Below are 10,794 nucleotides of genomic sequence, written 5' to 3' on the forward strand. Positions count from 1 at the left end.
AAAGCTATGGCTATAGGTAAAGCAACTAAAAAGAAAACTAATAAAAAGCTCAGTTTTCATCAACAACTGGTGTTAAACCGATTTATGTATCGTTTTTTTACTGATGGTACACTGCAAGGGTTAAAGTCTCGTTTGGGTGAAGACCGCTTTGAAGGCATTCATGATGATGGGCAAAGTAATTACTTTCATGAATTATGTAACAACTACTTTAACGCTGAGCTTATTAATAGTGATGATTTAAGGCGGTATGACTTAAATATTGTTAATCATTGGCAGCAAATTACCGAGCACCGTAATCGTAAAGAAGACACTGTGATGAATATGAAGTATTTTCAGTATTTGTCTCTGCTGTTTACGGAAATTTATTTAGACTTTTACTTTAATAAAAAGCAGTTACTACTTGATGGCTTAAACCAGGAGCTTGCTGTATTTAATAAAGAACAAAAAGCCGCTGATAACTTTCAAGGCTATATTTTAGACGAGCTAAACAAGCTTGCTTTTTGGAATGCCACTGGCTCAGGTAAAACACTGCTGCTACATGTAAATATTTTACAGTATTTACATTACTATCAAGCAGGTAACTCGCACAACTATCCTGATAAAATAATATTACTAACCCCGGATGAGCGCCTATCCGCACAGCATTTAAAAGAGTTACATGATTCAGGCTTTGACCATGTAAGGCTGTTTGACAAAAACGGGAATACGCCATTCAGAGGCACAATAGAAGTTATTGATATTAATAAGCTTGCCGATGATATGGGTGATAAAACTGTTGCAGTAGAAGCCTTTGAAGGTAATAACCTGGTACTTATTGATGAAGGCCACAAAGGTACAGGTACGGCTGCAGGTGCTTGGATGAGACGCAGAGACACCTTAACAAAAGACGGATTTGCGTTTGAGTACTCGGCAACCTTTGGTCAAGCTGTCGCTGACGGTAAAACCGTTGAAGCTGTAAAAACAGACATTCAAAAGAAAAAAGCTAAAATGCTTTTTGAAACAACTGCGTTAAACAAACTAGACGAAGACCAATTAGCTAAGCTTGAGCTAGATTATGCAGAGCTGCGCGAAGCACGTATTCAAGCAACACGAGAAGTGTATGGTAAGTCTGTACTGTTTGATTACTCATATAAATTTTTTTATGAAGATGGCTACGGTAAAGAGTCGTTAATACTCAACTTAGGCGATGATAAAAGTGAAGAGCGCCGCTATGAATACTTTACTGCTTGTTTGTTAAGCTTTTATCAGCAGCAGTTTTTGTATAGTAAAAGCGAAGAGCAGCTAAATGAGTTTAATATTGAAAACCCGCTTTGGGTTTTTGTGGGGAGCTCGGTTTCTAAAGAAGATTCTGATATTCAGCAAGTGGTTAAGTTTTTAGCGTGGTTTTTAAATAATGAAAACCAAGCAAAAGCGTGGATTAAGGACCTAGTTGCCAATAAAGCACGAATACTCGATACCAAAGAACGTAATATTTTTCATAACCGCTTTACGCCGCTAATGGGTACAGGCAAAGACGAGTCGCAAATCTATTTAGATATTTTAAACCGGTTGTTTAATACCACTTATACTGGCCAGCGTTTAATTGTTGTTAATTTAAAAGGCAGCAAAGGTGAGTTGGCACTACGTGTAGGTACATCGGAGCCGTTTGGCCTGATAAATGTTGGTGACTCTTCTAAGCTGTATAAGGCGCTAGATGAGGAGCAGTCATTTGATTATATAACCGATGACTTTGCTAAAACTTTATTTAACACCATCAATGATAAAGATTCTAAGCTAAACATTTTAATTGGCTCTCGTAAGTTTACCGAGGGGTGGTCTAGCTGGCGCGTATCAACAATGGGCTTGCTTAACATTGGCCGTGGCGAAGGCTCACAAATAATTCAGTTATTTGGCCGTGGTGTGCGCTTAAAAGGTAAAGATTATTCTTTAAAACGCAGTACACCGGCACAAAGACCTAAAGGTTTGCACCTAGAAAAACTTGAAACACTGAATATTTTTGGTGTGCGTGCAGATTACATGGCGACGTTTAAACAGTACCTTGAAGCTGAAGGCATTACGCCAAGCGATGAAATTCTTGAACTAGACTTTGAAACTAGACCAAGTTTACCAAAAACAAAGCTGAAGACTTTAAAACTGAAAGACGGTTATAAAGATAACCAAAAGAAAGGCTTTAAACGCGTACATTTCCCTAATTTATACGAAGTGCCAGCAGAGTTTAAGGGCAAAATTAAAACGCCTCACATCAAACTTGATTTATATCCAAAACTTGAGGCATTGAGTACTACTGATACGGGTGATAAAACGCCAGCATCTGATCGCATACCAAGAAACATAGATTATAAGGTGATAGCAGCGTTTGACTTTGAGCGTATTTATTTAGCACTTCAAGATTTTAAACTGCAACGAGGCTGGAGTAATTTAAGGCTCGACAAAAAGCGTTTAGAAGACTTTTGCTTAGGAAAAACGGATGTAGGCAGCTCTTGGTATACCTTGCTTATACCAGCGCAAGATCTTGAGATAAAGCTCTATAGTGATATCCGAAAGCAAGAGGATATTATGATCCGTTTGCTAGAAGATTATACAGATAGGTTTTACAAGGCCTTAAAAAATGCCTATGAGGGCCAGTTTTTTGAAGTGACTCATGTTCATGAAGACGATCCAGGTATGCTCAAAGTTTATAATTTTGAAATAGATGAAAGTGATGACGGGTTTGAGTACTCAAAACGTTTAGAAGAGTTACAAAAAATAGTTGCTAGTGGCGATGTTGGTGAAGCTAAAAAATGGGAAGCCCCAGGGGTTGTTGCTGTGACGTTTGATAAACACTTGTACTACCCGCTAATGTCGATAGACAAAGACGCAGGCTTACCATTAAAAATGCGCCCAATGGCATTTGATGCACCAAGTGAGATACAGTTTGTAACAGAGTTACAGGAATTTGTTGATTCTAAACGAGGCCAAGAGGTTATAGGTGACAAGAGTATATACCTACTTCGTAATGCTGATACTAAAGCCAAAGGTTTAGGGTTTGCGCTAGCAGAGAACTTTTATCCTGACTTTTTATTATGGCTGGTGGACGACGCAACGGGCGAGCAATGGCTTAGTTTGATTGACCCTAAAGGTATACGCCAAATTGATTTAAACAGCGGTAAGTTTGGCTTATACAAAGAGATCAAAAACTACGAGCAAGACAACCTAAACCTTAGCTCATTTATACTCTCTGGCACGTCGTTTAACGATTTATTGAATGTCAGTTTATCTAAAGACGAACTAGAAGATGCCAATGTGGTATTTATGGAAGATGGAAAGGACGTTTATTTAGAGAAAATAATTAGGGGCATGGTTGCTTAGAGGATAATAAAATGGAGCTTTTCGAAGGTATTATAAAAACACTTCTAGAGCATGAAGGCTATTGGGTGAGGCAGTCATTCAAGGTTAACTTAACTAAAGAAGAAAAACGTGCAATCGGAAAGCATTCCATTCCAAGACCAGAGATTGATTTGCTGGCCTTTAAGCCGGGTACTAATTCAATGATAGTACTTGAGGCAAAATCCTATTTTGACTCACCGGGGGTTAAAATCTCTGAGCTTTTAGAACATCATAAAATTCCTGAAGGCCGTTATAAGTTATTTACTTGTGAAAACTATAGAAATATAGTTTTTTCAAGGTTAGTTAAAGATCTAGTCCATTATGGGTTAGCGGAATCAAACATTAATTTACAACTCGGACTAGTGGCAGGAAATGTTTATCAAAATAAATCAGACGATATCGCTGAATACTTTGATTCAAATGAATGGTTCTTTTGGTCTCCTGAAACAGTAAAGCACAAAGTCAATGCACTTGCTAAATTAGGCTATGAAAATAACACTGCAATTATTACCGCTAAAATTTTGATGCGTGGCAATCTGAGTCAACCAATACGCAACTCAATGACTACTAGTAACTCATTAAACACTGCACAAGAGGCTAAGCAGTGGCTTTCAAATAATGTCCCTGAAGAATCTTATCAAAGCTTTAGAGCTTCAAAATATTATACAGATAAAGATATCTGGTTCTTCACAATTCCTATCGATTTCTTAAGCTCTGAGCAAAACGAATTAAAGTTACTTCTAGCTGAGCCAGATTACAAAAACTTTCACTTTTTAAAAGTTCCCCGAGATTACCTTGTTTCAAATAGAGATAAGCTAAGCATCAGACAAACTGGAGATAAAATTGATTTTCATATCTGCGCTTTATCAGATCGAAGATTTACAGATATTAGAGGTGAAGGATTAAACCTAGCCCAGTTTGAAGTTAAACCTAGATAGAAATCCAATAAAAATAACAATTATGGTGATAAGTCAATATGTTTGCAGCAATTGAGTCTGTTTTACAGAGTAAAATATTTAAAGTTTTCATATGCATTCTACTTGGGATTTATGTTTGTTTGATGATTATTATCCCTATAGATAATGGCTGGCAGCCAGCCATTTCAACATGGAAAGAATGGCAAACATTTAATGCAGCAATTATTGCCTTCCTATCCACATTGCTAATTGTCCATAGTTCTAAAATAGCTGAACATTACAACATGCAAAGAAAAAGAAATGCAGCTAAAGCTTTCATGCCGATAGCTTTGGCAGAGCTATGTGATTATATGAAGTCTTTAATACAGCTGTTAGAAAAGCTTCATCAGGGAAACGAAGTATTTGAATTAAAGGTTAAGCCCAACATACCTGAGCAGGCATTTAAACGCGTAGAAAAGTTTATTGAAGAATCTGTGCCACAAGACCAAAAGTTAGTAGAGCATTTAATTATTGTAATTAATTGCATACAGGTTTTCGATTCCCGAATAACCACCCTACTTACTGACAAAAATATAATGAATAAACAAGAGAGAGCTTTTTACCAAATCAACCAATTTATTCTTCTACATGCCTTGGTCTCAGGCATGTTTGGTTATATTCGTAATAATGTTAGCTCTTATAATATTGATAAACTCGATAAAAATCGTTTTGACATTAAAGATTGCCCTTTGTGTATGACTGACATTGAAATGGAAGAATATGCCAATAAAGAGATTAATTTTGAGCTTTTTGTAAAGTAGCTATCATAGACACCATATTGTATGCCTCCAGTTTTCTAGTGGTATAATTACTAAATAGATGTTTTTTATATTAATTTGAAGTTGTAAATATGAGTAAAAGGATTTGGAACAAACCTGGCATTCCGCATTTGGGGTGGGAATTTATTAGAACGTACTCTCTAGATTTCCCTGCAGCTACGTGTGAAATGTTTGATCAAAAAAACATTAGATATCTCGGTGTTTTGAAACATGAAAATATGAGGGAGAAATAAAGGTCGGGCAAGATTGTTCTGAACTGATGATGATCCCAGGTAAAAATGGTTTCCGCTGGCCAGGCACAGACATTCTTATATTAGAAAATGAAGATACTAAACAGTTTGGTATTATTAAAGGTGGTAAACCCTACCCAGAAAGGTTTTCATCATTAAAAGAGGCCCAAAATTGGGCAATAGATAATAAAATCTATCTATAGTTTCAGCGTTACATAGTTGATAACTAGGTCCTATAAGGTAAAGAACTAGAGTCAATTCAAAGCCAATGCTCAGGAATTTGTAAGTCGAACGACTTAGCTGCATATCTTAGCATTGAAATGATTTCTTTATGTCTAAACTGATCGTAAGCTTGAGTTTTATTCTTCAGTTCTACTAGCTTTTGTAATTCAGGTAAGTTGAACATATTCAATTTATATAAGTTACCCCAGGTAGCTTCTCCAAATAGGTTATAGATAATTTCTGTTCCATCACGCTCACTAGCTAAGCGCTTTTCGCCAGTTATTAGCGAGACAGCTTTTTCAGCTTCATCTCTGCTATCGTAGGTATTTAGTTGTTTCATTTTTATCCTTATAGCCCTACATCACATTAAAAATATTCCTAACCAATATAGCTTACTCCAATGTCTAACAAAGCCAGAATGAACTTTGTAAGCTACATACACAATGTAGGTTAAGTCTTGCCGCAGATGATTTCTTGGACTTTATTACGGTGTACTTCAGCTTTATTCATAAACTAGCTCCTTGTTAAAACTGATGCTAATTTGGGGGCGTCTGTATATATCTAAAGTTATTATTTATGTTCAACGGACTTTTGTTTTATTTTGCCACTTTTTGTATTTTTAGCAAATGGAGAATACGATATACTATTGAGATATAATGACAGGTGCATGGTGAATATAAGTGCGACAAGTGTTTATACCAAAAAAGAAAGTAAATGTGGTTAACAGACTTCTAAAGGAGTGTAAGAAATATCAAGGAGAGTATCTACCAACGAATCATGGCTCAGGTAGTTGGGCGACTACTTACTCACGTGAATTTTTAAAAGCGTCCACTGAGCTTTATAAAATTCTAGTTAATGCTAAGTCACCTTGGCCATTAGATGATTTATCAACACTATTTATTGAAAATAAAATACCATCATGCCGGGGAACTAAAATGACCCCTGATAAAGTTGAGTACTTATTTAATAAGCATATTAAACACAACATATAGACTTATCTTGGCGATACCTTACCTCCGGATACAACCCAAACACTTGTTTTAGATCTTTTCGTTTTCTTTTTATCCGCATTTTTATAACTATACGCTTAGCTCTTTAATCAACAAGGCTCCCAGCTGACGCGTATTAAATGGATTTCCGTTGCCATTTAAAATTGAAACCCCTAACTCTTTAGCAATATCACGTAAGTAAGGCTTACTTGGTGTTACAAGCTCATTATTTAAAAATACTTCAATTGTGCCGTTTTCAAGCTCCAGCAATTTGTAGTTCTTCCATGTTGCTTCTTTTACATTTAGTAATATACGTGGTTTTGTCGGTGGATTTATTGGTCTTCCTATAGTTTGCTAGACACCTAATGAGTTACATTGTAATACAGCTTTTACCCGTTGCTGCATCACTCATTAGTAATCTAGCTTGCTCAACTGGCATATCTAACAAAGTTTCAACTTGCATTTCGTCTGTATTGATTCTTAAAATAATTATACGATCGACCAATTCTAACGTATTAGTATTAAAGCTAATATGGCTGCCTGTATGCATCCTACCTGTTGTTTTAACTGATATACGCTCGCCTGTACATCATAGCCCGCCTGGTTAACCTCTGTTGCCATACGTCCATTCGTAATTAGTGCAGCGTAAAGCTCCCCAATTCTACCAGTTAAATGTCTTAGCTCTGTCGCAGGCACATCCCAACTTAACTCCCTTTCTAACCAGCTCATTGCTTCACTAAGTGATTGAATGATTTGTATTAAAATAGCTTTCTTTGCTCACAACACAGTACTGCAGCAGACCTCTTAATTTTCAATATATTCCCCTAAAGGACAGCGTCTAGTTCCACTATACCTATCGAGTATAGTTTCTCTTATTTTATCTAGCAGCCAAGCTTTAGTTACATAACGATCTTTGTAATAACGATAGTTTTTTAGAAAAATCGATATAATTAAAAATTCATTCTGAGATAAATCATATTGGAAATCTAAGAGTATTTTGTTTGATGCTTTGTATATTATTTTAAAATTGCACTCCTCTCTCAACAACAGAATACTTCCTCCACTCTGCGCTAATTTATCAATTAGAGTTCGAAGCTCAATTTCTAACTCATTTAATCTCGTTAGATGTAATTCTTTTTCTTCTTGGTCTAATTGATACTGTCTAAATTCATTTTTTTGCTTTTGATGAGTAATAAATATCAGCAAACCATAAAAGATAATACAGATACAAAATAAAATAAGGCTATACGATTCCATAAACATCAACTCTTATATAGTACTAACTGTAAAAATAAAACACTAAATTACCTTCGATAGATGCTTTGTACCTGATATAGATAATAATCCTTGAGATGCTTTGTCTATATGGTCGCTCCACCAATTCATTAGCTCTCTACGTTTTTCTATGTAATCAGCTCTGTTATAAGCAGAGCGAACCTGGTTTTTATCTACATGCGCCAATGCGGCTTCTATTATATCTGGATTAAACTCATGCTCATTTAATGTAGTGCTGCCAAGCGAGCGCAAGCCATGGCTTACTAAGCGGCCTTCAAACCCCATGCGTTTTAGAGCCATATTAGCTGTCTCATTGTTGATATGAGTTCTCGGGTTTCTGTCTGACGGAAAAATAAAGTCTCTATGCCCTGAAATTGGTTTTATTGATTCTAATAACTCTATAGCTTGATTTGATAGAGGAATGGCATGCTCTCTGCGCTTTTTCATTCGTTCAGCTGGGATAATCCATAGTTTATTCTCAAAATCAATTTCATCCCAACGAGTACCGGCCGCTTCACCTGGGCGGGTAAGAGTATGTAACTGCCATTCAATCAAAAAGCGGGTTACTCGTTTAATTGACGCCGTTGCAAGCGTTTGCATCAATTCAGGCAGCTCTTCTGGTTTTAACGAAGGCATGTTTTGTTTTTGCGGCTTTTTAAATGTTTCTTTTATTCCAGCAAGCGGATTAGCTTGAATATAACCACTATTAACTGCATAGGTCATCACTTGGTTTAATCGTTGGCTCAAACGCTTAACTGTTTCTAGAGTACCTTTAGCCTCTATAGGCCTTAATATTTTTATTACTTGTGGTGCGTTAATTTTGCCAATAGGGTATTTACCAATAACCGGCAGTATATGGTTATTTAACGATCGCCAAATATCTTCGCCATGAGCTTGCGTAAAATCAGGCTTTTTAACCTCAAACCACTCTAAAGCTACTTTATTGAGAGTTAACTCTTCTTGAGCCCGTTTAAAAGCTAAGGTTTCATCTCTATGCTCTTTTGGATCAGTCCCTAAAGCAACTAGTTCTCGAGCTTCCTGCGCGAGCTTTCTAGCATTAACAATAGATATATCGGGATACTTGCCTAACCCCATGTTAATACGCTTTTTTGTAATTGGATGGTAGTAGTTAAAGTTCCAGAGCTTTGAACCACTCTTTCTAACTTTTACTTGTAGACCGTTGCCATCCGATAAAATAAGATCTTTATCTTCTGTTTTTGCTTTTTTTAACGCTGTATCGGTAAGCTGCTTAGCTGCTCTTGCCATAATAAATTAACTCCACTCTAATTTAGTATTCCTTATTATGGCATTTTATTAAAGGAATACCATAAAAGATACTAAAGCTTTAAGCTTTGGTGGGATGCTATAGGACGCCATGAAACGCCAAGTCATTGATTTATATTTGTTACAGGCACAAAAAAGGACGTCCTGAGACGTCCTAATATTGAATAATGGTGGAGGAAGAGGGATTCGAACCCTCGTTAGGGATAAACCTAAACACACTTTCCAGGCGTGCGCCTTCAGCCACTCAGCCATCCCTCCACGGTGCTGCAATTGTGTAATGCAACAGCGCGCTATAGTATGAAATAGACCCTCAAGGTGCAAGGCATTTTTAAATTTGGGCCTTTAAATGCTTATTAATCAAGCAACACATACCTATAGGCACAAAAAAACGGCTAAATCTAAGACTTAACCGTTTTTAATTTATAATTTAAAAGTTATTTAGCCATGCTCGCAGTAAACTCAAGCATGCGATTTAAGGATTTAAGTGCGCCTTCGCGTAAATCCATATCAACGAATACTTCTTTGCCTTTAGGACTTATGAGGGCTTCCTCAATCGCTTTTAAGCCATTCATTGCCATCCAAGGGCAATGTGCGCAACTTTTACATGAAGCGCCCTCACCTGCCGTAGGAGCCGCAAAAAACTCTTTATCTGGACATAGTTGCTGCATTTTATAAAAGATGCCGCGATCAGTTGCTACAATAAACTTTTTATTGTCCATTGTTTGCGCTGCTTTGATTAATTGGCTCGTAGATCCAACCGAATCGGCAAGAGCAACTATTTCTGCTGGTGACTCAGGATGAACTAATACGCCTGCATCTGGGTGTAGCGCTTTCATGTCTTTAAGTGCTTTTGTTTTAAACTCGTCATGTACAATACATGCGCCATTCCACATAAGCATATCAGCACCGGTATTTTTTTGAATATAACTACCAAGGTGCTTATCTGGGCCCCAAATGATTTTTTCGCCTTGCTCATCGAGGTGCTCTACTATTTCAAGTGCACATGATGAAGTTACAATCCAATCTGCACGTGCTTTAACAGCCGTAGACGTGTTTGCATATACAACGACTTTACGATCTGGGTGCTGATCGCAAAACGCAGAGAACTCGTCTATCGGGCAACCAATATCTAACGAACATGTTGCTTCAAGCGTTGGCATAACAACCGTTTTATTTGGCGTTAAAATTTTGGCTGTTTCGCCCATAAATTTTACGCCAGCAACAATAATCATATCTGCGTCGTGACGTGCGCCAAAACGCGCCATTTCTAGCGAGTCGGCAACGCAGCCGCCGGTTTCTTCAGCAAGTGCTTGAATTTCAGGATCGGTATAATAATGGGCAACAAGTACTGCATTTTTATCTTTTAGTAATTGTTTTATACGCGCTTTATATTCGCCTTGCTCGTCTTGTGTTAACGGTGCTGGCTTAGGGGGGAAAATATAACCTTCAGGCATAATAGTTTGAGCTAGACTCATGTTCTCGACCACTTATCTACAGTGCATTAATTAGGGCGAATTATACGAGAATATGAAAGCAAATAACAGCAAACTAGTAAGGCTGTTTATAAAAAATAAAGTGGGAAATTAAAAAAGAATATAAAGGAAAGTATTAGAGAGTGGTGGGTCATGATGGATTTGAACCATCGACCAATTGATTAAAAGTCAACTGCTCTACCAACTGAGCTAATGACCCG

Annotated in this window: 11 protein-coding genes and 2 tRNA genes; 5 read left to right on the forward strand and 8 right to left on the reverse strand. The window is 37.1% G+C overall.

The features are described 5' to 3' along the window. Positions 1-6: 6 nt before the first annotated feature. The 4 genes from QMA08_RS03145 to QMA08_RS03160 all read left to right on the forward strand — a co-directional run bounded on the left by QMA08_RS03145 (position 7) and on the right by QMA08_RS03160 (position 5,534). On the forward strand, positions 7-3,348 hold the full coding sequence (locus QMA08_RS03145) for a DEAD/DEAH box helicase family protein (protein ID WP_290173686.1): 3,342 nt from the start codon (positions 7-9) through the stop codon (positions 3,346-3,348). 11 nt (positions 3,349-3,359) lie between these two features. Then, complete coding sequence (locus tag QMA08_RS03150) at positions 3,360-4,304, forward strand: hypothetical protein (protein WP_290173687.1); 945 nt, start codon at positions 3,360-3,362, stop codon at positions 4,302-4,304. Positions 4,305-4,342: 38 nt separating this feature from the next. Then, positions 4,343-5,083 carry a hypothetical protein gene (locus QMA08_RS03155; RefSeq protein WP_290173688.1) on the forward strand — a complete coding sequence of 247 codons (741 nt, stop codon included), beginning with the start codon at positions 4,343-4,345 and terminating at the stop codon, positions 5,081-5,083. Between the two features lie 280 nt (positions 5,084-5,363). After that, positions 5,364-5,534: a hypothetical protein gene (locus tag QMA08_RS03160; protein ID WP_290173689.1), complete on the forward strand. Its 171-nt coding sequence runs from the start codon at positions 5,364-5,366 to the stop codon at positions 5,532-5,534. Between the two features lie 56 nt (positions 5,535-5,590). On the opposite strand, the gene QMA08_RS03165 is transcribed toward QMA08_RS03160, so the two are convergent. Continuing rightward, entirely contained in the window at positions 5,591-5,893 is a 303-nt protein-coding gene (locus QMA08_RS03165) for a hypothetical protein (RefSeq protein ID WP_290173690.1), read from the reverse strand. Positions 5,894-6,269: 376 nt separating this feature from the next. On the opposite strand from QMA08_RS03165, the gene QMA08_RS03170 reads away from it, so the two are divergent. Continuing rightward, positions 6,270-6,545, forward strand: a complete 276-nt coding sequence (locus QMA08_RS03170) for a hypothetical protein (protein ID WP_290173691.1) — start codon at positions 6,270-6,272, stop codon at positions 6,543-6,545. An 87-nt stretch (positions 6,546-6,632) separates the two neighbouring features. Here the strand turns inward: QMA08_RS03170 and QMA08_RS03175 are convergent, their stop codons facing one another. The 7 genes from QMA08_RS03175 to QMA08_RS03205 form a co-directional block, all read right to left on the reverse strand. Next, complete coding sequence (locus tag QMA08_RS03175; protein ID WP_290173692.1) at positions 6,633-6,812, reverse strand: hypothetical protein; 180 nt, start codon at positions 6,810-6,812, stop codon at positions 6,633-6,635. A 100-nt stretch (positions 6,813-6,912) separates the two neighbouring features. After that, complete coding sequence (locus QMA08_RS03180) at positions 6,913-7,092, reverse strand: hypothetical protein (RefSeq protein WP_290173693.1); 180 nt, start codon at positions 7,090-7,092, stop codon at positions 6,913-6,915. Between the two features lie 254 nt (positions 7,093-7,346). Then, positions 7,347-7,799 (reverse strand): hypothetical protein, encoded by a 453-nt coding sequence (locus QMA08_RS03185; RefSeq protein WP_290173694.1) that lies wholly within the window; start codon positions 7,797-7,799, stop codon positions 7,347-7,349. 42 nt (positions 7,800-7,841) lie between these two features. Beyond that, on the reverse strand, positions 7,842-9,083 hold the full coding sequence (locus QMA08_RS03190; protein WP_290173695.1) for an integrase domain-containing protein: 1,242 nt from the start codon (positions 9,081-9,083) through the stop codon (positions 7,842-7,844). 186 nt (positions 9,084-9,269) lie between these two features. After that, a tRNA-Ser gene (locus tag QMA08_RS03195) sits at positions 9,270-9,359 on the reverse strand. 176 nt (positions 9,360-9,535) lie between these two features. Continuing rightward, the gene (gene nadA / locus QMA08_RS03200) at positions 9,536-10,576 is read right to left on the reverse strand and encodes a quinolinate synthase NadA (RefSeq protein WP_002962419.1); all 1,041 of its coding nucleotides are present in this window, start codon (positions 10,574-10,576) and stop codon (positions 9,536-9,538) included. Between the two features lie 141 nt (positions 10,577-10,717). Further along, positions 10,718-10,793: transfer RNA gene (locus tag QMA08_RS03205), tRNA-Lys, on the reverse strand. Position 10,794 lies beyond the last annotated feature (1 nt).

The sequence above is a fragment of the Pseudoalteromonas sp. APC 3355 genome (genome assembly GCF_030407615.1).
GTDB classification, from domain to species: Bacteria; Pseudomonadota; Gammaproteobacteria; order Enterobacterales; family Alteromonadaceae; genus Pseudoalteromonas; species Pseudoalteromonas distincta.